Source organism: Streptomyces sp. NPDC056222 (genome assembly GCF_042264065.1).
Lineage (GTDB): Bacteria > Actinomycetota > Actinomycetes > Streptomycetales > Streptomycetaceae > Streptomyces.
This window is the reverse complement of record NZ_JBHJTL010000016.1, coordinates 51,800-76,423: the sequence shown is the minus strand read 5'-3', so window position 1 is coordinate 76,423 and position 24,624 is coordinate 51,800. Positions and strand designations below refer to the sequence as shown.

General features: G+C 70.2%; 23 protein-coding genes and 1 tRNA gene. 1 reads left to right on the top strand and 23 read right to left on the bottom strand.

Annotated features, from left to right (window positions below):
- Positions 1-8: 8 nt before the first annotated feature.
- From glyA to ACFC0D_RS10950, 14 genes are all read right to left on the bottom strand, one after another.
- The gene (gene glyA / locus ACFC0D_RS11015) at positions 9-1,256 is read right to left on the bottom strand and encodes a serine hydroxymethyltransferase (RefSeq protein WP_376433454.1); all 1,248 of its coding nucleotides are present in this window, start codon (positions 1,254-1,256) and stop codon (positions 9-11) included.
- A 401-nt stretch (positions 1,257-1,657) separates the two neighbouring features.
- Positions 1,658-2,302, bottom strand: coding sequence for a protein-tyrosine-phosphatase (locus ACFC0D_RS11010; RefSeq protein ID WP_329115874.1), 645 nt, complete (start codon positions 2,300-2,302; stop codon positions 1,658-1,660).
- Complete coding sequence (locus ACFC0D_RS11005; RefSeq protein ID WP_376433452.1) at positions 2,299-2,946, bottom strand: L-threonylcarbamoyladenylate synthase; 648 nt, start codon at positions 2,944-2,946, stop codon at positions 2,299-2,301. The genes ACFC0D_RS11010 and ACFC0D_RS11005 overlap by 4 nt, the downstream gene beginning before the upstream one ends.
- A 43-nt stretch (positions 2,947-2,989) precedes the next feature.
- Entirely contained in the window at positions 2,990-3,835 is an 846-nt protein-coding gene (gene prmC, locus ACFC0D_RS11000) for a peptide chain release factor N(5)-glutamine methyltransferase (RefSeq protein WP_329115878.1), read from the bottom strand.
- A 37-nt stretch (positions 3,836-3,872) separates the two neighbouring features.
- A complete protein-coding gene (prfA, locus tag ACFC0D_RS10995) occupies positions 3,873-4,949 on the bottom strand; it encodes a peptide chain release factor 1 (protein WP_361434704.1) in 1,077 nt (358 codons plus the stop codon).
- 98 nt (positions 4,950-5,047) lie between these two features.
- Positions 5,048-5,266: a 50S ribosomal protein L31 gene (rpmE, locus tag ACFC0D_RS10990; protein ID WP_376433449.1), complete on the bottom strand. Its 219-nt coding sequence runs from the start codon at positions 5,264-5,266 to the stop codon at positions 5,048-5,050.
- A 165-nt stretch (positions 5,267-5,431) separates the two neighbouring features.
- The gene (locus ACFC0D_RS10985) at positions 5,432-6,529 is read right to left on the bottom strand and encodes an LCP family protein (RefSeq protein ID WP_376433447.1); all 1,098 of its coding nucleotides are present in this window, start codon (positions 6,527-6,529) and stop codon (positions 5,432-5,434) included.
- Positions 6,530-6,738: 209 nt separating this feature from the next.
- Positions 6,739-8,778 carry a transcription termination factor Rho gene (rho, locus tag ACFC0D_RS10980; protein WP_376433445.1) on the bottom strand — a complete coding sequence of 680 codons (2,040 nt, stop codon included), beginning with the start codon at positions 8,776-8,778 and terminating at the stop codon, positions 6,739-6,741.
- Positions 8,779-9,163: 385 nt separating this feature from the next.
- Complete coding sequence (thrB, locus tag ACFC0D_RS10975; RefSeq protein WP_158990478.1) at positions 9,164-10,081, bottom strand: homoserine kinase; 918 nt, start codon at positions 10,079-10,081, stop codon at positions 9,164-9,166.
- A gap of 369 nt (positions 10,082-10,450) precedes the next feature.
- Complete coding sequence (gene thrC / locus ACFC0D_RS10970) at positions 10,451-11,521, bottom strand: threonine synthase (RefSeq protein ID WP_376433442.1); 1,071 nt, start codon at positions 11,519-11,521, stop codon at positions 10,451-10,453.
- 6 nt (positions 11,522-11,527) lie between these two features.
- Positions 11,528-12,820 (bottom strand): homoserine dehydrogenase, encoded by a 1,293-nt coding sequence (locus ACFC0D_RS10965; RefSeq protein WP_355107956.1) that lies wholly within the window; start codon positions 12,818-12,820, stop codon positions 11,528-11,530.
- Between the two features lie 104 nt (positions 12,821-12,924).
- A complete protein-coding gene (lysA, locus tag ACFC0D_RS10960) occupies positions 12,925-14,316 on the bottom strand; it encodes a diaminopimelate decarboxylase (protein ID WP_376433439.1) in 1,392 nt (463 codons plus the stop codon).
- 12 nt (positions 14,317-14,328) lie between these two features.
- Complete coding sequence (gene nrtL / locus ACFC0D_RS10955) at positions 14,329-15,516, bottom strand: ArgS-related anticodon-binding protein NrtL (RefSeq protein WP_376433437.1); 1,188 nt, start codon at positions 15,514-15,516, stop codon at positions 14,329-14,331.
- Positions 15,517-15,641: 125 nt separating this feature from the next.
- Entirely contained in the window at positions 15,642-16,064 is a 423-nt protein-coding gene (locus ACFC0D_RS10950; protein ID WP_376433498.1) for a response regulator, read from the bottom strand.
- A 205-nt stretch (positions 16,065-16,269) separates the two neighbouring features.
- Between ACFC0D_RS10950 and ACFC0D_RS10945 the strand changes: the two genes are divergently transcribed.
- A tRNA-Arg gene (locus ACFC0D_RS10945) sits at positions 16,270-16,341 on the top strand.
- Positions 16,342-16,482: 141 nt separating this feature from the next.
- Here the strand turns inward: ACFC0D_RS10945 and ACFC0D_RS10940 are convergent.
- From ACFC0D_RS10940 to ACFC0D_RS10900, 9 genes are all read right to left on the bottom strand, one after another.
- A complete protein-coding gene (locus ACFC0D_RS10940; protein WP_376433435.1) occupies positions 16,483-17,952 on the bottom strand; it encodes a tyrosine-type recombinase/integrase in 1,470 nt (489 codons plus the stop codon).
- A complete protein-coding gene (locus ACFC0D_RS10935; protein WP_376433496.1) occupies positions 17,949-18,119 on the bottom strand; it encodes a helix-turn-helix transcriptional regulator in 171 nt (56 codons plus the stop codon). Before ACFC0D_RS10935 ends, ACFC0D_RS10940 begins: the two co-directional genes overlap by 4 nt.
- 104 nt (positions 18,120-18,223) lie before the next feature.
- Positions 18,224-19,393 (bottom strand): AAA family ATPase, encoded by a 1,170-nt coding sequence (locus tag ACFC0D_RS10930; protein WP_376433433.1) that lies wholly within the window; start codon positions 19,391-19,393, stop codon positions 18,224-18,226.
- A 133-nt stretch (positions 19,394-19,526) separates the two neighbouring features.
- Positions 19,527-20,429 carry a bifunctional DNA primase/polymerase gene (locus tag ACFC0D_RS10925; protein WP_376433431.1) on the bottom strand — a complete coding sequence of 301 codons (903 nt, stop codon included), beginning with the start codon at positions 20,427-20,429 and terminating at the stop codon, positions 19,527-19,529.
- Positions 20,430-20,518: 89 nt separating this feature from the next.
- Entirely contained in the window at positions 20,519-20,980 is a 462-nt protein-coding gene (locus tag ACFC0D_RS10920; RefSeq protein ID WP_376433429.1) for a hypothetical protein, read from the bottom strand.
- A 3-nt stretch (positions 20,981-20,983) separates the two neighbouring features.
- Entirely contained in the window at positions 20,984-21,589 is a 606-nt protein-coding gene (locus tag ACFC0D_RS10915) for a hypothetical protein (RefSeq protein ID WP_376433427.1), read from the bottom strand.
- 10 nt (positions 21,590-21,599) lie between these two features.
- Positions 21,600-21,788, bottom strand: a complete 189-nt coding sequence (locus tag ACFC0D_RS10910; RefSeq protein ID WP_376433425.1) for a hypothetical protein — start codon at positions 21,786-21,788, stop codon at positions 21,600-21,602.
- 165 nt (positions 21,789-21,953) lie between these two features.
- On the bottom strand, positions 21,954-22,205 hold the full coding sequence (locus ACFC0D_RS10905) for a hypothetical protein (protein ID WP_376433423.1): 252 nt from the start codon (positions 22,203-22,205) through the stop codon (positions 21,954-21,956).
- Positions 22,206-22,345: 140 nt separating this feature from the next.
- Entirely contained in the window at positions 22,346-24,613 is a 2,268-nt protein-coding gene (locus ACFC0D_RS10900) for a cell division protein FtsK (protein ID WP_376433421.1), read from the bottom strand.
- Between the last annotated feature and the right edge of the window lie 11 nt (positions 24,614-24,624).

Sequence of the window (24,624 nt, the reverse complement as noted above, 5' to 3'; positions counted from 1 at the left end):
GCCTGCCATCACCGTCCATACGGGGGAAATCGCCCGGACAGTTCGCGCACTTCGGCGCGTACCCGCGCCGTCTCCTCGGGCTTGTCCCGTAGCGCGATCGTGAACAACGCGGCGATCCGGGCCATCTCCCGGGCACCCATCCCCTGGGTGGTGACGGCGGCCGTACCGAGCCGGATGCCGCGCCCGTCCCCGTAAGGAAGAGCACAGGTGTCGAGGACCATGCCGGCGGCGGCGAGGCGCATCCGGGCGGTGCGGCCCTCGATGCCGAGCGGGGCGGGATCCGCCGTGATCAGGTGGGTGTCGGTGCCGCCGGTGGTGACGGCGTAGCCCTCCGCGGCGAGCGCGTCGGCGAGGACGCGGGCGTGCGCGACCACCTGATGGGCGTACGCGGCGAAGGCGGGCGTCGCCGCCTCCCCGAAGGCGACGGCCTTGGCGGCGATGGTGTGCATCTGGGCGCCGCCCTGCGTGAAGGGGAAGACGGCGCGGTCGACGCGGCCGGCGAGCTCGGCGCCGCAGAGGATCATCCCGCCGCGCGGACCGCGGAGCACCTTGTGCGTCGTGGCACACACCACATCGGCGTACGGGACGGGGTTGGGTGCCGCTCCCCCGGCGACGAGACCGATGGGGTGGGCGGCGTCGGCGATGAGATAGGCACCGGTCTCGTCGGCGATCTCGCGGAAGAGCGCGTAGTCGAGGTGGCGGGGGTAGGAGATGGAGCCGCAGACGATCGCCTTGGGGCGGTGGTGGCGGGCGAGGGCGGCGACCTGCTCGTAGTCGACGAGTCCGGTCTCGGCGTCGACGCCGTAGGGCACGAAGTCGAACCAGCGGCCGGAGAAGTTGGCGGGCGAGCCGTGGGTGAGATGGCCACCGTGTTCGAGGCCCATGGCGAGGACGGTGTCCCCGGGTCGCAGGAGGGCCGCGTACGCGGCGAGGACGGCGGAGGAACCGGAGTGGGCCTGCACGTTGGCGTGCTCGGCTCCGAAGAGCGCCTTGGCCCGGTCCACGGCGATCCGCTCGGCGGCGTCGACGAACTCGCAGCCGCCGTGGTGGCGGGCGCCGGGATAGCCCTCGGCGTACTTGTTGGCGAGCGCGGAGCCGAGGGCGGCGAGGACGGCGGGCGAGGTGAAGTTCTCGGCCGCGATCAGCTGAAGGCTGTCGGACTGCCGGCGCACCTCCCCGAGCAGCACGTCGGCGATCTCCGGGTCCTGCCGGCGCAGGACGTCGAGATCCTCTTCGGGGGGAGCGGTGACCGGCATCGTTGGCTCCAGGCGTGGGCTGGGCTTCAGCTCCAATGTAGGCGCGTCGGCACGGCTTTGCCCGATGTTCACCAAGCCTCTGGGCCGGATGGCCCTGGCGCCCGTGTTCCCCGACGCCCAGCCCACCCGTCAACACCACGCAGGGGCACCGTCAACGACGCCCAGCCCACCCGTCAACACCACGCAGGGGCACCGTCAACGACGCCCAGCCCACCCGTCAACGCCGCGCAGAGGCCCCGTCAACGCCGCGCAGGCACACCCGTCAGCGCCGTCACGACCGGATCCAGCGCCGTGTTGAGCCCCGCTCCCGACGCACCCCTCGCACTGCTCGCCCCCTGGGGGCCTCTCAGGCATCGGGCCGCTGCGCCGGCCTCCGGCCGTCGGACGTGGGCAGCTACCCGTCAACGCCGCGCAGGCACACCCGTCAGCGCCGTCACGACCGGATCCAGCGCCGTGTTGATCTCCTCGCCGATGGAGCGGAAGAACGTGATCGGCGCACCGTACGGGTCGTTCACCTCGTCCGCCTCCGCGTTCGGGGCCAGGAGCCACCCGCGTAGAGCCGCCGCCGCGCGGACCAGGGCTCGGGCGCGTTCGACCATGCCGTCGTCCAAGGGGTCCGGCAGGGTCGCGGGATCTATGGCGCGGACGAGCCGGGTGAACTCCTTCAGGGTGAAGGTGCGCAGACCCGCCGAGTGGCCCATCGAGATGACCTGCGCCCGGTGGTCCCGGGTCGCCGTCAGGACCAGGTCCGCGCGGATGACGTGCTCGTCGAGGAGCTCGCGCCCCACGAAGCCGCTCGCGTCCGCCCCGAAGTCGGCGAGGACCAGCTCCGCGTTGGCCTCCATCGGGGCGCCCTCGTGGCCCCACGTGCCCGCGCTCTCCACGATCAGGCCGCCGCCCCGGGGGTCGCCCAGGCGGTCGCACAGGGCATGGCGAGTCAGCCGCTCGGTGATCGGCGAGCGGCAGACGTTGCCGGTGCTGACGTGGAGAATGCGGAAGGAACTGCTCTCGTGCCCCGCTATGCCACGCCCCTCAGGGGCGGTCAATTGGCCACCTCGAGGTCGGGTACGACCTTCCGGAGCTCCTCCGGGGACAGCGCGCCCTCGCGCAGCAGGACGGGCACCTTGCCGGTGACGTCCACGATCGACGACGGGACGATCCCGGGGGTCGGACCGCCGTCGAGGTACACCGAGACGGAGTCGCCCAGCATGCCCTGCGCCGCGTCGCAGTCCTCCGGCGACGGGTGGCCCGTCAGGTTCGCCGAGGAGACGGCCATCGGGCCGACCTCGGTGAGCAGCTCGATCGCGACCGGGTGCAGCGGCATCCGGATCGCCACCGTGCCCCGGGTGTCCCCCAGGTCCCACTGCAGCGACGGCTGGTGCTTGGCGACCAGCGTCAGCGCGCCCGGCCAGAACGCGTCGACGAGCTCCCACGCCTGCTCGGAGAAGTCGGTGACGAGCCCGTGCAGCGTGTTCGGGGAGCCGATGAGGACGGGCGTGGGCATGTTGCGGCCCCGGCCCTTGGCGTCCAGCAGGTCCGCGACCGCCTCCGAGCTGAAGGCGTCCGCGCCGATCCCGTACACGGTGTCGGTGGGCAGCACGACCAGCTCGCCACGACGAACGGCGGACGCGGCCTCGCGCAGACCGGTCGCACGGTCCGTCGCCTCGTTGCAGTCGTATCGCCGAGCCATCAGCGGGCCTCCTCATACACAAGCGTGGTCATGGCGGTGCGGTTCACGGCATCGCCTTGCGGGCGGTGGCGAAGCGCGGCCGGTTGTTCAGGTCGGGGTGGTCGGCTGCGTCCGCCCAGCCGGCCTCCTCGTTGAAGATCCACGGCACCTGGCCGCCCTGGGTGTCCGCGTGTTCGATCACGACGAGACCCCCCGGGCGCAGCAGCCGGTGCGCAGTGCGCTCGATCCCCCGGATCGTGTCGAGGCCGTCCTCGCCGGAGAAGAGCGCCATCTCCGGGTCGTGGTCCCGCGCCTCGGGCGCGACGTACTCCCACTCGGTCAGCGGGATGTACGGCGGGTTGGAGATGACCAGGTCGACCTGGCCGTCGAGCTCCGGCAGCGCGCTCAGCGCGTCGCCCTGGTGCACGGTGACCCGTGAACCCTCGGCGTTCTTACGGGTCCACACCAGCGCGTTGTCCGAGAGCTCCACGGCGTGCACGCGCGAGCGCGGCACCTCCTGCGCCATGGCGAGCGCGATCGCGCCCGAACCGGTGCACAGGTCGACGATCAGCGGCTCGACGACGTCCATGGCCCGTACGGCGTCTATGGCCCAGCCGACGACCGACTCGGTCTCCGGACGGGGCACGAAGACGCCCGGCCCGACCTGGAGCTCCAGGTAGCGGAAGAACGCCCGGCCGGTGATGTGCTGGAGCGGTTCGCGCGCCTCCCGGCGGGCGACCGCCTCCCAGTAGCGGGCGTCGAAGTCCGCGTCCTTGACGTTGTGCAGCTCCCCCCGCTTGACGCCGTGCACGAACGCGGCGAGCTCCTCCGCGTCGAAACGCGGAGAGGGAACGCCGGCGTCGGCCAGCCGCTGGGTGGCCTGGGCCACCTCGGCAAGCAGCAGGTTCACGCTGGTCCTCCGTGGTACGGGGTGGGGCTTACGGAACTTACGCGGCGGCCAGTTTCGCAGCAGAGTCGGCGTCGACGCAGGCCTGGATCATCGCGTCCAGGTCGCCGTCGAGCACCTGGTCCAAGTTGTACGCCTTGAAGCCGACGCGGTGGTCCGAGATCCGGTTTTCCGGGAAGTTGTACGTACGGATCTTCTCGGACCGGTCGACGGTACGGACCTGGCTGCGGCGGGCGTCGGCGGCCTTGGACTCGGCCTCCTCCTGCGCGGCGGCGAGCAGCCGGGACCGCAGGATACGCATGGCCTGCTCCTTGTTCTGGAGCTGGCTCTTCTCGTTCTGGCAGGAGGCGACGATGCCGGTCGGCAGGTGCGTGATGCGGACCGCGGAGTCGGTCGTGTTGACGGACTGGCCGCCGGGGCCGGAGGAGCGGTACACGTCGATGCGCAGGTCGTTGGCGTGGATCTCGACGTCGATCTCCTCGGCCTCGGGGGTCACGAGGACACCGGCGGCGGAGGTGTGGATCCGGCCGGCCGACTCGGTGGCGGGCACACGCTGCACACGGTGCACCCCGCCCTCGTACTTCAGCCGCGCCCAGACGCCCTGGCCGGGCTCGGTCGCGCCGTTGCCGCCCTTGGTCTTCACGGCGACCTGGACGTCCTTGTAGCCGCCGAGCTCGGACTCGGTGGAGTCGATGATCTCGGTCTTCCAGCCGACGCGCTCGGCGTAGCGCAGGTACATCCGCAGCAGATCGCCGGCGAACAGGGCGGACTCGTCGCCGCCAGCGCCGGCCTTGATCTCCAGGATGACGTCCTTGTCGTCGCTGGGGTCGCGCGGGACGAGCAGCAGCCGCAGCTTGTCGGTCAGCTCCTCGCGCTGCTTCTCCAGCTCCTTGACCTCGGCCGCGAAGTCGGGGTCGTCGTGCATCAGCTCGCGGGCGGTCTCGATGTCGTCACCGTTCTGCTTCCACGAACGGTAGACGGCGACGATCGGGGTCAGCTCGGCGTAACGCTTGTTCAGCTTGCGCGCGTTGGCCTGGTCCGCGTGGACCGAAGGGTCAGCGAGCTTCTTCTCGAGATCGGCGTGCTCGCCGATCAGTTCCTCGACCGCCTCGAACATCGGGGGCTCCTGGTTTTCGTACGAACGGACTGCGGGGACGGCAAAGCGCCGGTCCGGTCCCCCCTGCGGGAGCGACCAAGGACCGGCGCAGTGACGTGCTACTTCTTGGCCGCAGCCTTGCCGAAGCGGGCCTCGAAGCGGGCGACGCGGCCGCCGGTGTCGAGGATCTTCTGCTTGCCCGTGTAGAACGGGTGGCACTCGGAGCAGACCTCGGCACGGATGGTGCCCTCGGTCAGGGTGCTACGGGTGGTGAACGACGCGCCACAGGTGCAGCTGACCTGGGTCTCGACGTACTGGGGGTGGATCTCGCGCTTCAAGGTGTCTCCTAGTTTCGGGAGGGCGCCGGGTCGCCGTGCGGATTGCACCTGCGTGAACCGGAGCCGACGTACCAGTCTGCCAGGACCGGCCGTATCTCCCAAAACCGGGTCCGTGGTGAAACTATTCCGGGCGGTCGGGGGGCGTACGCCCGGGCTTGCGGAGGGCTACTTCACGACGCCGTCGGCCTGCCCCGTGGCCGTGTCCTTCGTCGCGGAGGCGGGGATGGCCCTGTCGGCCTTGAGCGCCTGCCAGACCTGCTGCGACTGGGCTTCCAGCGGGAGGACGCGGTTCGGGTCGGCGGGGTCGTACCGGACCGGCATCGTGACCATGTGGACGTCCTCGGCGCCGATCTTCGAGAGCCCCTTGGCGAAGCCCATGAGCTCGTTGACGGAGTCCAGCTCGGAGTCGGGCGTGATGGCCTTGGTGGCCGTGTCCGCGATGTCCAGGAGCTTCTTGGGGTTGGTGAGGACGCCGACGTCCTTGACCTGCTCGATGAACGCCTTCATGAAGGCCTGCTGGAGCTGGATGCGGCCGAGGTCGCTGCCGTCGCCGACGGTCTTGCGGGTGCGGACCAGGCCGAGGGACTGCTCGCCGTCGAGGGTGTGCGTGCCCGGCTCGAGGTCGAGGTGGCTCTTGTCGTCCGTGATGCGTTGCGTCGTGGTGACGTCCACGCCGCCGAGCTTGTCGATCAGCTTGGTGAAGCCGGTGAAGTCGACCTCGATGTAGTGGTCCATGCGGATGCCGGACATCGACTCGACGGTCTTCACCGCGCAGGCCGGGCCGCCGACCTCGTACGCGGTGTTGAACATCGCGCGCTTCTCGCCGGCGACGGCGTTCCCCTGCCCGTCGGTGCAGGCGGGGCGCGCGACGAGGGTGTCGCGCGGTACGGAGACGACGCTGGCCTTCTTGTGGCCCTCGTAGACGTGGACGATCATCGCGGTGTCGGAGCGGGCCCCGCCCTCGTCCTTGCCGTACGCGCCGTTGTCGCCGGAGCGGGAGTCGGAGCCGAGGACGAGGATGTCCATCGAGCCGTTGTCGACGTTCTCGGGGCGTTCGGTGCCGAGCTGGGCGTTGATGTCGACGCCCTTGAGGTTGCCGTCCAGTTTGAAGTAGACGTAGCCGAGTCCGGAGCCGCCGACCACGACGAGCACGGCCGCACCCCAGGCGGCGACGGTCACCGCGCGGCGGCCCTTGGTGGGCGGCTTGCGTCGGCGGCCGTTGCCGCTGCCTGGTATTCGGCCACCCCTGCTCTGCTGACTCATCTGCTACCTCAGGTCCTAGTTTCACCTTCTGTGACGGCGAAGCGCCCAAAAGGGTTGCATAGGAACCTGTGAGGTTTCGAAGAGCGACGGACCGCAACGCACCGCGCCCACCGTGCGAGGCACGGTGGGCGCGGTGGTGTTTGTCCAGGTCACGGCGGGGTTACGGCCCTAGAGGCAGGCTCCCCGCCGTGTGACGGACGTCTCTGGAGTCAGTCGTTGTTGCTTGCTCCGGGAGTCGTCTTCTGGATCTGGAGCAGGAATTCGCCGTTCGACTTCGTCTGCTTCATCTTGTCGAGGAGCAGCTCGATCGCCTGCTGCTGGTCGAGCGCGTGCAGCACACGGCGCAGCTTCCAGGTGACGGCGAGCTCGTCGCTGCCGAGCAGGATCTCTTCCTTACGCGTACCCGAGGCGTCGACGTCGACGGCCGGGAAGATGCGCTTGTCGGCGAGCTTCCGGTCGAGCTTGAGCTCCATGTTGCCGGTGCCCTTGAACTCCTCGAAGATCACCTCGTCCATGCGCGAGCCGGTGTCGACCAGCGCGGTGGCCAGGATGGTCAGCGAGCCGCCGTCCTCGATGTTGCGCGCGGCACCGAAGAAGCGCTTCGGCGGGTAGAGCGCGGTCGAGTCGACACCACCGGACAGGATGCGGCCGGAGGCCGGCGCCGCGAGGTTGTACGCGCGGCCCAGGCGGGTGATCGAGTCGAGCAGGACGACCACGTCGTGACCCAGCTCCACGAGACGCTTGGCGCGCTCGATGGCCAGCTCGGCGACCGTGGTGTGGTCCTCGGCCGGGCGGTCGAAGGTCGAGGAGATGACCTCGCCCTTGACCGACCGCTGCATGTCGGTGACCTCTTCCGGACGCTCGTCGACCAGGACGACCATCAGGTGGCACTCGGGGTTGTTGTGCGTGATCGCGTTGGCGATCGCCTGCATGATCATGGTCTTGCCGGTCTTCGGCGGGGCCACGATCAGGCCTCGCTGGCCCTTGCCGATCGGCGACACGAGGTCGATGATCCGCGTGGTCAGCACGCCCGGGTCGGTCTCCAGACGGAGCCGGTCCTGCGGGTAGAGCGGGGTCAGCTTGTTGAACTCCGGGCGGCCACGGCCGGAATCGGCGGCCATGCCGTTCGAGGAGTCCAGGCGGACCAGCGCGTTGAACTTCTCGCGACGCTCGCCCTCCTTCGGCTGACGCACGGCGCCGGTGACGTGGTCACCCTTGCGCAGGCCGTTCTTGCGGACCTGGGCGAGGGAGACGTACACGTCGTTCGGGCCGGGCAGGTAGCCGGAGGTCCGGATGAACGCGTAGTTGTCGAGGATGTCGAGGATGCCCGCGACGGGGATCAGGACATCGTCGTCCGAGACCTGCGGCTCGCCGGTCGCGAAGTCCTCACGGCCACGACGGCCACGGCGGTCGCGGTAGCGGCCGCGACGGCCACGACGGCCGCCCTCGTCGTCGAAGTCGTCCTGCGGGCCGGTGTTCGGCTGCTGGCCGCCCTGACGCTGCTGACGCTGGCCGCCCTGGCCACCGCCCTGCTGGTCGTCGCCCTTGCCGCGGTCACGGCGGTCGCGCTGACGGTCGCCGCGGTCACGGCGCTCCCCGCGCTCGCCCCGCTCGCCGCGGTCACGGCGGCCGCGACCCTCGGCGGTGTCGACGGCGGCGTCGGCCTTGGCGTCGGCGGACGTGTCCGTACGGGACTCGGTTCGGGAGTCCGTACGGGCCTCGACCTTGGCCTCGGTCTTCACGGCCTGGGCCGTCTCGGCCTTGGCCTCGCCCTCCGGGCTGCCGGCGGGCGCGGTGGCCCGACGGCGGCGGCGCTCGCCGGCCGGCTGGTCGTCGGAGGCCGGCTGGCCGGGGATGTCGATCTGCTGCTGGGCGACGGCCTTCTCGGCCTTCTCCGCCTTGGGGGCAGCGGTCTCGGCGGCGCCCTCGGCCGTGCGGGCCTTGGAGGTGGCGCGGCGCTTCGGCTTGGCCTCAGCCGTATCGGCGGCGGCCTTGGCGGGGGCGGAAGAACCGCCACCTGCCTGCGCCTCCTTGATGACCTCGATCAGCTGGCTCTTGCGCATCCGCGCGGTGCCCCTGATGCCGAGGCCGGACGCGACCTGCTGCAGCTCGGCCAGGACCATGCCCTCGAGGCCGGTGCCGGAGCGGCGGCGCCGTGCGGTGGTGCCAGAGGCAGCACCTGCGGCGGGCGCGGCGTTGTCGACATTGTTGTCGGCAGTCACGCCCATCAGATCGGTGGTGTCGCTCACGAAGGGTCCTTCCCTGGAGCGGACGTCGGCCATCTGGCTCGGCGACCGGTTGTGCTGTCCGGCAGCGGTCCTGGCTTGTGGACCGTGTCGGGGCGGTGGTCCCGCCGGGTACGGCGGAAGAGAAAAAGACGTGCTGTGGGTCCGGCCCGAGGCCCCCTGCTCGGCCCTCACCTGGGAAGAGCGAGGGGTGTCGTGCCGGTTCCGGAGCGTGCTCGAAACTGCTCAGGCAGGCTGCTCAGGCAGTTGGGGAGGCTCCCGGAAGAATCGGTGGTCCCGGATGGGGACACTCAGCACCGCGCCTCAAAGGCGCCGGGTGCTGACTTGAGGTTAACACTACCGGCTCCAACAAACATTCCCCCTCTCCATCACCGGCAATCACGTGTCCCTACGGTGCGAGCGGCAGAACACTCGCTCCGGACACGTCGAGATCGAGCCGGTTCGCGGCCCATCCCTCTCCCGCCAGCCGGGCGACCTTGTCGGCCGTCCCGTGTTCGGCCAGCGCGAGCACCGTGGGGCCCGCGCCGGAGATGACCGCGGGGACTCCGTCCGCCCGCAGCCGGTTCACAAGGGCGATGCTCTCGGGCATCGCGGGGGCCCGGTACTCCTGGTGCAGCCGGTCCTCCGTGGCCGCGAGCAGCAGCTCGGGGCGGCGGGTCAGCGCCTCCACGAGGAGCGCGGCACGCCCGGCGTTGGCCGCGGCGTCGACGTGCGGGACGGTGCGCGGCAGCAGACCGCGGGCGGTCTCGGTCAGCACGGGCTTCCCGGGGACGAAAACCACCGGAACGATGGAATCGGAGGGGTCCATCCTGATCGCCCGCGCGGCACCGGACTCGGTCCAGGCGAGCGTGAAGCCGCCGAGAAGACAGGCGGCGACGTTGTCGGGGTGCCCCTCGATCTCCGTGGCGAGCTCGAGGAGGGCCGCCTCGTCGAGGCGGGCGTCGCCGCCTATGGTCACGGCGCGGGCGGCGACGATGCCGGCACAGATGGCGGCGGAGGAGGAGCCGAGGCCGCGGCCGTGCGGGATGCGGTTGGCGCAGACGACCTCGAGGCCGCGCGGCTGCCCGCCGAGCAGGTCGAAGGCCGTGCGCAGGGAGCGTACGAGCAGGTGGCTCTCGTCGCGCGGGAGCGTGTCGGCGCCCTCTCCGGCGATGTCGATGTGCAGCCCGGAGTCGGCGACCCGGACGACGACGTCGTCGTAGAGCCCCAGCGACAGGCCGAAGGCATCGAAGCCCGGGCCGAGGTTGGCGCTGGTGGCGGGAACGCGCACCCGTACGGCGGCGGCGCGGAACGCGGGACCGGCCATCGCTCGATGACTCTCCTTGACTTGCGACAACGGGATTTCAAGAGAAGTACACGGAAACCCGGGGGCCGCTTCTGCCTCGGGGGCGACAACGGCAACGACACCGCGCATATGCAACGGGGCGGGTTCGGTACAGCCTATCGAAGGAAGGTTCTGTGGCGACATAGGGCGCACAGGAGGCGCACGATGCGTGTCGCGAGCCATCCTGTGCGCCTATGTACGTTCCTGATCGGGTTTCACCCGGTGGCCCCTCCGTTCGGAGGGGCCGAATCAGGCCAGGCAGAGGTGGATCAGGCCAGATCAAGAGGCCGATCGGGCTGGGCGGGGCGGATCGGCCTCTTGCACTGAGGCCGATCACGCCGGGCGGACCGATCAGATCAGGCCGAGGCGCTCCGCGGCGGTCGCCGCGTCGACCGGGACGGTGACCGGCTGGGGTGCGCCGGCGACGGCCCAGTCGGGGTCCTTCAGGCCGTTGCCGGTGACCGTGCAGACGATCCGCTGGCCCGGGTCGACCTTGCCCTGCTCGGCGGCCTTCAGCAGACCGGCCACGGACGCGGCGGAGGCGGGCTCGACGAACACACCCTCCTGAGAGGCCAACAGCCGGTAGGCGCGCAGGATCTCACGGTCCGTCACCTCGTCGATGAGGCCGCCGGACTCGTCCCGCGCGGCGATCGCGAAGTCCCAGGAGGCCGGGTTACCGATCCGGATCGCGGTGGCGATGGTCGACGGGTCCTTGACGACCTCGCCCCGCACGAGCGGCGCGGAGCCGGAGGCCTGGAAGCCCCACATCCGCGGGGTGTGCGTCGCCAGACCGTCCGCGGCGTACTCCCGGTACCCCTTCCAGTACGCCGTGATGTTGCCGGCGTTGCCCACGGGCAGGACGTGGATGTCGGGGGCGTCGCCCAGCATGTCCACGATCTCGAACGCGGCGGTCTTCTGGCCCTCGATACGGACCGGGTTCACCGAATTGACCAGCGCCACCGGGTAGTTCTCGGAGAGCGCGCGGGCCAGGGTGAGGCAGTCGTCGAAGTTGCCGTCGACCTGGAGGATCTTCGCGCCGTGCACGAGGGCCTGGCCCATCTTGCCGAGCGCGATCTTGCCCTGCGGCACGAGGACGGCGGACACCATCCCGGCGCGTACCGCGTAAGCCGCCGCGGACGCCGAGGTGTTGCCGGTGGAGGCGCAGATGACGGCCTGCGCGCCCTCCTCCTTGGCCTTGGAGATGGCCATGGTCATGCCGCGGTCCTTGAAGGAACCGGTGGGGTTGGCGCCCTCGACCTTGAGGTGCACCTCGCAGCCCGTGCGCTCGGAGAGGACCTGAGCGGGGACGAGCGGCGTGCCGCCCTCACGGAGCGTGACGACGGGCGTCGCGTCCGTGACCGGAAGGCGGTCCCGGTACTCCTCGATGATGCCGCGCCACTGGTGGGTGCCCTTGCTGGTCATGGGTCCTTACTCCCCTTCAACACGCATGATGCTGGCGACACCGCGCACGGTGTCGAGCTTGCGCAGCGCCTCGACGGTCCCGGAGAGGGCGGCGTCGGGCGCGCGGTGGGTGACGACGACGAGGGAGGCCTCGCCGTCCTTGCCCTGCTGGCGCACCGTATCGATGGATACGCCGTGCTCGGCGAAGACCGTCGCGACCTGGGCGAGTACGCCAGGCTTGTCGGCCACGTCGAGGCTGATGTGGTACCGCGTCACGACCTCGCCCATGGGGCTCACGGGCAGCTGGGTGTACGCGGACTCGCCGGGGCCGGTGGCCTCGTTGAGCTTGTTGCGGCACACGGCGACAAGGTCGCCGAGGACGGCCGAGGCGGTCGGAGAACCGCCGGCGCCGGGGCCGTAGAACATGAGCCGCCCGGCGGCCTCCGCCTCGACGAAGACCGCGTTGTAGGCCTCGCGGACGGAGGCGAGCGGGTGGCTCAGCGGGATCATCGCGGGGTGCACACGCGCGGTGACGGAGCCGCCGTCGGCGGAGCGCTCACAGATGGCGAGCAGCTTGATGGTGCAGCCCATGCGCTTGGCCGAGGCGAAGTCGGCGGCGGTGACCTCGGTCATGCCCTCGCGGTAGACGTCGTCGAGGCGTACGCGGGTGTGGAAGGCGATCCCGGCGAGGATGGCGGCCTTGGCGGCGGCGTCGAAGCCCTCGACGTCGGCGGTCGGGTCGGCCTCGGCGTACCCGAGCGCGGTGGCCTCGTCGAGCGCTTCGGAGTACCCGGCACCATTGGTGTCCATCCGGTCGAGGATGAAGTTGGTGGTCCCGTTGACGATGCCCATCACGCGGTTGATCTTGTCGCCGGCGAGGGACTCGCGCAGCGGCCGGATGAGCGGGATGGCGCCCGCGACGGCGGCCTCGTAGTACAGGTCCTGGCCGTGCTGGTCGGCGGAGGCGTAGAGGCTCGCGCCGTCCTGGGCGAGGAGCGCCTTGTTGGCGGAGACGACGGAGGCGCCGTGCTCGAAGGCGGTGGTGATCAGGGTGCGGGCGGGCTCGACCCCGCCGATGACCTCGACGACGACGTCGATGTCGCCCCGTTTGACCAGGGCCGTGGCGTCGGTGGTGATCAGCTCCGCGGGGATGCCCTCACGGACCTTGTCCGGGCGGCGGACCGCCACGCCGGCGAGCTCGACCGGGGCGCCGATGCGCGCGGCGAGGTCGTCGGCGTGCGTCGTCATGATGCGCGCCACCTCTGAGCCGACCACACCACAGCCCAGCAGCGCCACCTTCAGCGGACGCGTACGCATCATCCGACCTCGTTTCTCGTACTACTTCGTATCTCTACGGTTGGACCAGTCTCACTCACCGGACGAGGGTTTCTGTCCCTCGTCCGGATCCTGAGACGCTTATTTCATCACCCGACATCGAGACGCAGGAGATCTTCCTCCGTCTCACGCCGGACGATCACCTTCGCCTCGCCGTCGCGCACGGCGACGACGGGCGGGCGGAGTGCGTGGTTGTAGTTGCTGGCCATGGAGCGGCAGTACGCCCCGGTGGCCGGTACGGCGATCAGATCGCCGGGGGCGATGTCGGCGGGCAGGAACGCGTCCCGTACGACGATGTCGCCACTCTCACAGTGCTTGCCGACGACGCGGGTGAGCAGGGGCTCGGCGTCACTCGTCCGCGACACCAGGGCGACGCTGTACTCGGCGTCGTACAGCGCGGTCCGGATGTTGTCCGACATACCGCCGTCGACGCTGACGTACGTCCGCAGCCCTTCGAGGGGCTTGACGGTGCCGACCTCGTACAGGGTGAAGGCGGTGGGTCCGACGATGGCGCGTCCGGGCTCGACGGAGATCCGCGGCGTACGGAGTCCTGCCGCCTCGCACTCACGGGTGACGATCTCGGTGAGGGCCTTGGCGATGTGGTGCGGCTCGCGGGGGTCGTCCTCGGAGGTGTAGGCGATACCGAGGCCGCCGCCGAGGTCGATCTCGGGGAGCTCGACGCCGTGCTCGTCGCGTACCTCGGCGAGCAGCTGGACGACGCGACGGGCGGACACCTCGAAGCCGGCCATGTCGAAGATCTGCGACCCGATGTGCGAGTGAATGCCGATGAGCTCGAGCCCGTCGAGCCTGAGGGTCCTGCGGACGGCCTCGGCGGCCTGTCCTCCGGCGAGGGCGATGCCGAACTTCTGGTCCTCGTGGGCGGTGGCGATGAACTCGTGCGTGTGGGCCTCGACGCCGACCGTCACCCGGATCTGCACGCGCTGCCGCTTGCCGAGGGACTCGGCGATGTGGGCGACGCGGACGATCTCCTGGAAGGAGTCGAGGACGATGCGCCCGACGCCGACCTCGACGGCGCGCCGGATCTCTTCCTGGGACTTGTTGTTCCCGTGGAAGGCGATGCGCTCGGCGGGCATCCCGGCCGACAGGGCGGTGGTCAGCTCGCCGCCGGAACAGACGTCCAGATTCAGCCCCTCCTCCTTCAGCCACCGCACGACGGCGCGGGAGAGGAAGGCCTTGCCGGCGTAGAAGACGTCGGCGTCCGTGCCGAAGGCGTCGGCCCAGGCGCGGCAGCGGGCACGGAAGTCGGCCTCGTCGAGGAAGTACGCGGGGGTGCCGAACTGCTCGCGGAGCTCGTCGACTCCGATGCCGCCGACGGTGACGACGCCGCGGTCGTCACGCTCGACGGTCCTGGCCCAGACCTTGGGGTCGAGGAGGTTCAGGTCGGAGGGCGGGGCGGTGTAGTGCCCCTCGGGGAGGACGTCGGCGTGACGGGGCCCGGCGGGGTGGGCGGAACGGCTCATGTCTGCAATCTTTCAAATCTGGTCGGGTGCGCTGATGCCGAGCAGGGAGAGGCCACCGGCGAGCACCACCCCGGCGGCTTCGGCGAGCGCGAGCCGGGATCGATGGGCGGCCGAGGGTTTCTCGTCGCCGAGGGGCAGGACGGTGTGCTGGAAGTCGAGCAGCGCATCGGCGACGACTTCGAGGTGCCGGGCGACCCGATCGGGGGCACGGTGGCGAGCGGCGCCGGCGAGGACGACGGGGTGGTCGCCGAGGGCGCGGGTGAGGACGAGGGCGTCGTCGGGGGTGGGGGTGGCGGCGTCTTCGACGGCGGGGGTGGGGACGTCTTCGACGGCGGGGGTGGGGGCGTCTTCGGCTGTGGGGCGGCCGCCGGCGTCTTGGACGTCTTCGACGGCGGGGTCGGGCCGGCTGGAGAACTGGAGCTGCTCGGCGTTACGGAGGAGGGCGCGGGTACGGGAGTGGGCGTACCGGACGCGGAAGAGCGGGTTGTCCTCGTGCTGACGGAGAAGCTCGTCGCCGAGACGGGCCCGGTCGTGCGAGGCGGCGGAGAGGAGCCCCCAACGGGCGGCGTCGACGCCGAGACGGCGGACGAGGGCGCGGGGGGAGTCGGGAACGGGCAGGGGCGCGACGTCGGCGGAAAGGCTCGGCTCGCCTCGGTCCTCGATCCGCACGCCGAGGAGGGCCCAGTCGGGGTCGGGGGCGCCCGGGCAGTGGGTGCGGACGGGGATGCCCTGGGAGGCGAGGATGCGCCGCACGGAGTCGGCGGTGACGGCGGCGCGGAGATCGGCGCGGTGGACGAGCTCGTGGCCGGTCCGGTCTCCGGTCTGGCGTCCGGTCTCATTTCCGGCCTGGCGCCACCCGTACCGGTGACCCTGGCGGAGGATCTCGCGCACGAGGTCGTGCTGCGCCCCCTGGCGCAGGGTGAAGTTGAGGAACCCGGGCCCGGTGATGTCGACGGCGGCGAGCTCGGGGCTGTGGTGGAGCCGGTCCCGAAGGATGGCAGCCACGTCGAGGGGGGTGCGCCGAGTGGCACGAGCGAGGGTCAGGGCCACATTGCTGGCGTAGTCCCCACGCCCGCCGGGCCGGGGCCGCTCGATCTTGATGTGCCGGGGCAGGTCTCCGCCGTCGACCCGCAGCGCACCGTCGTCGACCGCACGGCGCACGGCGTGCAGCACGGTGAGGGAGAGGTCCGCGGGGGTCACGGGACAAGCGTATGGGAGAAGGGGGGTCGGAACGCGAACCGGTTTCGCAATGCGGGCAGGAGGGGACGGGCGCATGGGCGGGCCGCGCTCACCGGCGACCCCAGCCCACGGTGACGGCCCACGCCCTAATGGGACCCGCTGGGGCTGCCGGCGCGTCCGGCCTCGTGTCTGCCGTCGACGGCAGAAGGCCCCTCCTGTGCGTCACGCCGCTCGCCGCGCTCCCGATGCATGAGCTGCCGCACGACGCGGACGAGCTCGGCGGGCTCGAAGGGCTTGGCGAGGAAGGCGTCGACGCCGACCGCGACACCGCTGTCCATCTCGTGCTGCGTACAGGCACTGACGATGGCGACGGGCACATGACTGGTCCGCGGATCGGACCGCAGTTTCTCGGCGGTACGCAACCCGTCCAAGCGGGGCATGACGACGTCGAGGGTGACGACATCAGGACAGACCTGATGCACGACATCCAGACACTCGGCACCATCGGCCGCGGTCACGACCTCGAACCCCTCGAGTTCGAGATTGACCCTGATCAACTGCCGGATCACCCGGTTGTCATCGACAACGAGCACCCGACCGGACACGCCTGACACACAGACGAGAGTAGGTCGCGGGAAGGGGCTGCGTCCGGGTTTTGCCCACTTCCGACCCGTGAGGGGGAACGAGGGGTCGGTGACGCGACGGAAATACCTGTTCACAGCCACTGCTCGGATGCTGGTAGGGTTCTACCCGTCGCCGCCGAACACGGCGGACGCCCCCGTAGCTCAGGGGATAGAGCAACGGCCTCCGGAGCCGTGTGCGCAGGTTCGAATCCTGCCGGGGGCACAGAAGCCGGACCAGCGTGATCAATCCGCTGACCTGCGGAAGTGCCAGACATTGAGAGCCGGACCCAGTCCCACTGGGTCCGGCTCTTTGTCGTTGTCTATCGCTGGTTGTGTGTGAGCGGCGTGTGAGCCCTCGCGGCACTCACCGGGCGTCCGACGCCCACCCCATGGCCTTTTCGATCTTCCTGTTGTTCAGCTCCTCATGGCCGTCGATGCAGCCTTCGTACCGGCGGTGGATGACCTCGGGCGAGTTGCCCGCACGGCGGGCCACTTCGGCGACGGGGACTCCCGCGTTCAGCCAGTTCGTGATGCAGGTGTGCCGCAGGTCGTACGGCCGGTGGGCGAGCGGGGAATCCACCTTCTCCGGCGGGAGGGCGATCGGCCGAGCCTCCTGCCAGACCCTCCAGTAACTGGACGTGCCGAGCACGGCGCCGCGCTCGTTGGCGAAGAGCCGGCCGTCCTTCGCCGTGCCGAACTCCGCTATGTGCGCGCGAAGCATGGCGACCAGTGGCGGAGGGATCGGGACCGGCCGGTCCGCCTTGGGCTCCCGGGACTTGAGCCCGCGCTTGTCGTGGCGCTGTCCCGAGTCCGTCCACCGCTTGCCGGACACAGGCCGAGTCTCCTTGAGGGTGAGCGTCCCCCATCCCTTCTCCGGGAGGTAGCAGTCCTTCTCCCGCAGCGCCACCGCCTCGGCCGGCCGCATCGCCGCGTACAGCTGGCAGGCGAAGAAGGCGACGAGTCGGCGCCCGCGGTTCCGGTGGACGGATCCCACGTACGAGACGGCCGTCAGGAGCTGCTCGCCCTGCACGGCGTTGACCACGACCCGGGGGTCCACCGCATCGCCCTTGGTAGACCCCTTGCGCTTCACTCCCAAGAGCGGGTTCTCCCTCAGGTACCCGCACTCGATGGCGTACTCCATAGCCGTGTTGAAGCCACGGCGCCGGCGCTTGTACGTCTCCCCCGCTGCCGGGGTGTCGTCCAGCTTGAACGAGAGCCGGTACTGGACATCCCGCACTACCTTGGGATCAGCAAGGGACGACAGGCGCAGCGAGCGGTTCTGGAGCCACGCGCAGGCAGCCGCGAGCTCCTCCGGAGGATCCTCATCCTTGTGTGCGGGTACGACCGCCCAGCGCATCGCCAGCCGCGTCTCCTCCGGCGTCGGGGCCTTCTTCCCCTCCTCCACCATGGCGAGCGCCACCGTGGCCAGGCTGTCAGCCAGACCCTCGCGGGTCTTGGCCGCTGCCGTACGCCAACGGAGAGCCATGTACTCACAGCTGAAGTCCCACCACGACGGATCAGGCCGGGCGTTCTCCTTCGCAGCAGCCGCACGGAGTTCAGACTCCGGCAGGCCGGACTCCACGTCGAATGCCTCGCCGCGCTTCATGGCCTGCCACAGCTCGGAGCGGCGGCTCTCTGCCAGGGCCACCGTGGCGAAGGTGGCGTGGCGAACCTTGCCGGCCACCACCCAACGAAGCTGGTAGGGCGCCTTCTTGCTGGAGATCTTGCTGACCTTCCAGACGCGTACGTCGGTGGAGAGGCTCGGCTCGTCGGCCAGGGGCGGGCGCCCGCTGTTGCGGGCCCCCGGAGACTCGCTGGGCTTGCGGTACGTCACGCGGCGTCCTCCAGGGTCTCGATCCAGCGCTCCAGCTCGGAGCGGCGGATGCGCACCGAGCCGTTCGGGAGCTTGATGGACTTCGGGCCCTTCCTGAGCTGCCGCCACCGGTAGAAGGTCGCCAGAGAGACGCCGATCTCTTCCGCAACCTGAGCAATAGTGAGCATCTCGCCGCTGGGCCGTCGGCGGGCGGTCGAGCTCATCGGCTCGCCTCCTTCTGTACGCGAGGGAAGTTGGGTCCGCATTGCTGTAAGTCGCGACTCATCCCGGCTCACAGGCCGCTCTTCGGGGCTTGAGTCCCAACGGAGGGGCGACCGGACAGCCCGGACAGGTCGAATTCCGACTGTCCGGGGTGTTCGGGCTGGTCAGAGGGGTTAACCGGACAGTCGGACAGCTCGGACACGTCCGGGGTGCCCTGTGTCCGGCTCTGGGTGTCCGGGTAGTACCGGCCGCCGGCGTCCTTGGTGAGCTGTCCGTCGGTGGCCATGCGGGAGCAGGTGCGCCGGATGGTGTCGGCGTCGACGTTCGGGAGCGCTGCGGCCATGTCTTTAGGCTTCGTCCCGGGGTTGCCCCGGACGAACTTGAGGATGGCTGCTCGGGTGTCGCCGACGGTGTGGTCGGAGACCGGTCCGTCGAGCAACTGCCAGGCTCCAGAGGCAGATTGGAACTGAAGCGCGTACTCGGCTTCATCAACGTCGCGCCCGGTGACATGGAGAATCCCGTCAGCCTGCCCACGGGCTCGCTTGAGGACGAGGGTGGCGTCCGCGGCCCCAGCGATGCCGTTCGTACCGGAGACCTCGGTGAGGAAGTCCTCGGAGGCCATCTTGCGGACGTGGTGGACCAGGACGACGGCGATGCCGTAGTGGTCCGCGAGTCGCTTCGCGTATCCCACGGCGACATAGTCCGCGTCGTACGCGGACGCGCCCTGTGGGGACTGTCCGCGCATCTTGGCGAAGACGTCGATGACGACCATGCGGGCGTCCGGGTTGCGGTCGAGCCATCCTGCGATGGCTTCCACCCCGCCCTGTGGGAAGGGCGGGCACTCTGTCACGAGGGTGAGACCGGCCGGCGCCTTCTGCCCTCCGAGGAGCTTGCCCATGCGGGTCTGGAGACGGCGCGGAGTGTCTTCCAGGGCGAGGTAGAGCACGGGCCCGCCCTGGACGGGCACCGAGTCGAAGGCGTTTCCCCCGGCGGCGACCGAGAGGCCAAGACCGAGGAAGAGCCAGGACTTGCCTACCTTCGGTGGTCCGGCGAGCAGGCTCACGCCCTCGGCGAGGATGCCGGGCACGGCCCACTTCGGCTCGGGGAAGTCCGCGGCCATGAGCTGGTCGGCGGTCCACGCGGTCCGAGGGCGCTCGCGCTTCGGCGGCGCCTCGGGAGGGGCGGGTTGATCGCTTGGGACGGAGTACAGGTGCAGGGGCGGAATCGGGTTGGCGCTCATGCTGCTGTCCTGCCTTCCTGCGAGTCAGAGCCTGAAGCTGAAAGGACGCCCTGTCGGGCGACGTCCTTCGCGGCGCCCACGGCCTGTACAGGACAGGGCTGTTCGGCGCCGCCGGACTGGTTGGTGGTGTGAGTCACGAAGCCCTCCCCAATGCGGCGATAAGACCGTTGGTGACGGCCCGATGGGCATAGGGCTCGGGGACGCCCACGGAGACGGCGGTGGCAACGATCAGCCGCTCGATTGCGTCCAGCCCGCACGGCCCGGGACACTGCGCGTGCTGGGCTCCGATGAACCGAGCGACACCGAACGCCTGTGATCCGGCGCCCGACTCGGTACGGCCTCGCACGAGGGACAATCCACGTTCCAGACCAGTGCGGACGTACGTCTCGGTGTGCCTGCACCCGGTGGCCACGGTCCGGTCCCACTCGGCGCGCGCTGGGGACGAAGAAGCCACCCTCCCCAGGGGCGGGGTGGTCTCTTCCCTTTCCACGAGCGCGCGGACAGTCGCTGGCACATCCGACAGAGTGCCGTTGCCATGTCCCAGCCAGCGGGCGTAGGCCATACGGGACTTGATATCCACACCGGGCCTCACGGAGTTCGCCGACGGGAGGGTGCCCCGGTAGATCCAGTGCTCGCCGCGCGTTGTCTGCACCGTTCGGGTGGCCAGCAGAGTACGGCGGGCCCACGCGACCGCGTCGGCGTTGTCAAGGTCGACAACGGTCAGCCCTGCCCCGGCGGGGTGGTAGGCCACAGACACGGCGCGGCGCCATGCGGGTGCCCACGAGGCGGAGGCGAGCACGCTGGCCTTGGTGGTGGCAGCTGCCCAGCCGTGACAGACGGCCGGGCACTGGCAGGGGCCGGCGCTCTTCATGTGGGGGCGCCCGCCACAGGCACCGTCGGCGCAGGCGTGGCAGTTCCCGAATGGAACCTTGCCCTCCCGCAGCGGCAGCACTGGCATACCTGCTCGTGCAAGCCTCAATGCGTGTAACAGGATCGGTCGGTGGCCGTCTCGCCGGTCGGGGATCGAGTAGGTCATGCTGGGAGTTCTCCTGTCTGTCTTCGTGCAAGCAGGGAGAACCGCGGCGGCGGGCGACCTTGGTGGGGAGTCTCGCCGCCGCGGCGTTGCTACTGGTGCTTCGCCCACCGGGCGTACTGCTGCCGGACGTACGCGCGCGGCCCGCGGGCGGGGGTGACGGAGTCCAGGACGGTCAGCTCCTCAGCGGCACCCTCGGCCAGTTCGGCAGCGTCGGAACGGCCGCCCTCGCGCTCGTCGTCCAGGGCGATGCGGTCGAGGACAGCGGCCTTGCGGAGCCAGAACTCGCGCACGTCCGACGGGTGCAGGGGCCACAGGGCCTCCCGAGTCCGCTGGGTCGCCCAGCCGATCTCACTGACGATGCTCGGCGCCTTCGCGTACGCCTGCTCCGGCATCGGCCACGCCTCGCGGTGTTCGGCGGTGACGTACAGCCGCGCCTTGTCCGAGGTGCGGGAGGGCGAGCGCCTGACGGCTCCGGTCGTGAACGTCTCCGCGAGCGTCGTGGTGACCCGCTCGGTGTCGGCGGGGTCGCAGATAATGCGGATCTCGAACATGTCTCAGTGCTCCTTGGTGGCGTCGATGGCAGGGAGTTCGGGGAGTCCAGCGTTGGTGAGTGCCTTGGGGTCGAAGCCGGGCAGGGCGGCGCGGGTGATGAGGGCGGTGGCGAGCTGTTCGGCGTAGGCGGCGCCGGAGCGGGCGACTTCGATCTGTGCTCCGGCGCGCAGGGCTTCGACGCGCTCGATGTGGGCGTGGTCCTCGCGGCGTTCGGTGGTGCGGCGCTCGTGGGCGGTGGTGTCGCGGCGGTCGGTGCGCCAGTAGCGGGCGGCGAGCCCGTAGGCGACCGCGGTTGCGAGTGCCCAGAGCAGCAGGGGCAGGGAGAGGCCGTCGGCGTATCCGGCGACTCCGGCGAGGGCGAGTCCGCCAGCGGCTGCGAAGCCGGTTCCGGCGATGACGTTGTCCCCGAGGCGTCCGGCCGCGCAGACGCCGGCCGCCGCCGCCCCGGCGGCGAGCACGACCATGAGCGCGGCGTTGCCGACGGAGTGTTCGGCGCCGTTGGCGTTCCAGATCCTGCCGAGGATCAGCACCGTGGACGTGGCGAGCGCGGGGGCAGCTTTCGGGGTGACGTGTGCGAGCCAGTGGCGGTGGAAAAGCGGTTCGTACATCGCGGGCTCCCTACAGGTTGGGGATGGCGTTGATGACGGCGGTGGCGAGTTCGTTGATGGGTCCGGAAGCACCGGTAGAGGCGAGGAAGAACCCGAACATCGCGGCGACGAACGCGGAGCCGTAGCCGAGGGTCTTCGAGCGCAGAAGGAAGAACAGGACGAGTCCGAAGAGCAGGACCAGGGAGACGGTGACGGCCACGAGAGGAATCTCCTTTGACGGTGGCTTGGGATGGCTGGCTAAGCTGCGGGCGCCCTCGGGTGCTGGCAAGCTCAGGGGTTTGGCCGACGGTTGCGCCCGCCTAGCTCCGCCATGGGAGCGGGGTACGTCTCATGACGGGCACCGTCGGCCGCTGTGCGTTCCGGCTCAGCGGGTGCCGTCGCGGTGGATGCGCATCGCGACGTTGAACAGGTGGCGGCCGATGCGTATGCGGATGCCGTGGCCGTTGCAGCGGCGGCAGTGCTTGCCGCGCTTGGGCTTGCCATTGCGGTCGTGCTTCAGGGTGAAGCCGAGTCCGTCGCACTTGCGGCACTGGCCGAACGGCGAGGCCGCGCACAGAGATGCGTAACCGAGCGTGACGAACAGCAGGAATGCGATAGCGAGCAGGGCGGGGGGCATGAGGGTGCCTCCAGGGCGGGTTTCAGGGGTTTTCGCAGGTGGGCCGCTATGCGCTAGCGACCTGATCAGGGTCCATATGGGCCGCTATCGGGGCTGCTATCGATAGCGGGCCGTGGCGCTATCGATAGCAGCCCTGGCGGTCAGCTCGCGTCCCGGTTTCGGTTACGCTCCGCGACCGTGGTGGTGATGTCGTCGCGCTTGATGCCGCGCTTGTTGACGAACTTGCCGTCGATGCGGCGCCCGACCTGTCCGGCGGCGATGCCGTAGGGCCTGAGCGCTGCGGTCAGGTGCGCGGTCTGCTCCTCACCGCTCATGCGGGCCCAGTCGCCGTAGCGCTCGGGCCGCAGCTCCGCGAGGCGTTCCACGATGGTCTCGTTCCAGACCTTGGCCTCATCGGCGGGGATCACGGCCAGGATGTCGGCCAGCAGGGTGTCTGTGGCCTTCTCCTTCTTCGGCGCGTCCGGGTTGGGCAGGGTGCCGGCCGCCGCGCGGGCGGCCTTGGCCTTCTGGCAGATCACTTCGGCGTTGGCGTTGTCGATGTAGTAGGAGCGGACGATCTGCGGGTTGGGCCCCGCGCCGACCAGGTAGCCGATGCCCAGGTCATCGGCGGTGAACGAGGTGGCGCGGATGCCGTTCTTGTACATCGAGGTGCCCAGGACCATGTCGTTCTCGGGCTGGCCCATGACCTGGAGGCAGAACCGGATGCCGACGTTGGCGCTGATGGCCTTCGGCAGGCTGTCGGCGTCGGGGCGCTGCGTGCCGAGCAGCAGGATCACGCCCAGGGCGCGGCCCCGCTTGATGATCGCGGTGGCCAGTTCGGCGGCTTTCTTGCCCCACCGCTCGTGGGTGAACACTTCCTGGCACTCGTCGATGGACATGACCAGCGGGTGCAGGCCGAGGGACTTCTTTGCCGCGAGGGCGGGGGTGACTTTGTTCTCCGGGCAGATGTCCTTGGGCAGTCCGTTGATTACCCGTGCGCGGCGGTCGAGTTCGCCGTAGACGTATTCCATGGCCTCCACGCAGCCCTCGACCGTGGCGTCGTCTCCGGGGCCGGAGCCGTAGGAGTGGGAGATGGGCTGGAAGGAGGAGAAGTCGCCGGTTCCCTTGAACTCCCAGGTGTGCAGCTCACAGGTCGGGTCCATGGCGGCGGCGAGCAGCAGGATGCGCAGCGCGAACGTCTTGCCCCGACCCGGCATGGCACCGGTCAGGAAGTTCGCGTACATCAGGTCGAAGCCGACCTGCCGGCCGCGCGGGTCGGTGCCGTACGGGACGGGCTTAAACAGCGACGTGGTCCCGGTCTTGATCAGCGGCCACGACGGCTGCGGAGCGCGGGCCATGTCCTGATCGCCCACCCACAGCATCACCCGTCCGGGGTGCTCGCCCGGAACCGGTTCGGGCCACACGCAGCCCAGCGACTTGCGCAGCCCCGACGCGAGCCGTTCGCGGCGGTCCAGCACATCCGAGACGGTCACGCCGTACGGGAGATCGAGGTCGGCGCGCCAGCCCTTGCCGTCGCGCTGGATCGGGGCCTTGAACTCGATGCCAGGCTTGCCCTTGGCCGCCTGCTTGTTGATCTCCGCGATCCCCAGCGCGGCGAACGCGCGGGCCACGATGTCCGACGTGAGTCGCTGCACCTGAGGCAGGTCCACCGCGCGGCTGATGACCGGCGCATCCTCGGCCCGGCCCAGGTGCCCGAGCGCCAGCAGCAGCGCACTGACCGACACCGTCTGAAGCCACCCCGGAGCCAGCACATACAGGGCCAGCGCGACCCCCACGCCGATGATGGAGGCAAGCACGATGACCAGGGTCCGCAGTCGTACCCGGCCGTCGCGCTGCCGGGAGAGCTTGAGATACTCGGCCGCGTCCTCGCGCCGGACGGCCGCGAGTCGGACCGGCTCGCCCTCCTTGTCTGCGACCCAGCGCATCGTGCTGCCGACGAACTTCGCCGCACCGCGCGGCGACAGCAGCGCCAGCCGCGCGGCGTAGACCGGGGACCGCAGCGCGTGGTATCCGGCCTTGTGGCCGTAGTGGCCGGCCACCCAGCCCGTGGCGGCCTTGAGTTCCGCCGTGGACGTCAGCCACATCGGCACGATGGGACGGCGCTTGGCGCCCTTGACCCGGTCCATGAACCCAAGCCCCGCCGGGGCGGGACCGTCGACCATCACCGGACCCGACTCGCCGCCCGATCGCGTCGGGTTGGGGTCGCCCGACTCGCGGCCGGACCTATTCGGGGACGGGTCGGCCGACTGGTCGCCCGATCCATTCGGGTTTGCGTCGGCCGACTCGCTGCGGGCCGACCGCGCCTTGTCGAGGTCGACCACATCCGCGCCCGAGTCGGGTCCGGAGGGGGAGGCCATGTCGGCTTCGAGTCGGTTGAAGAACTCGTTCTCGTCGTCGGGGTGCTTCACTGAAGCTTCCT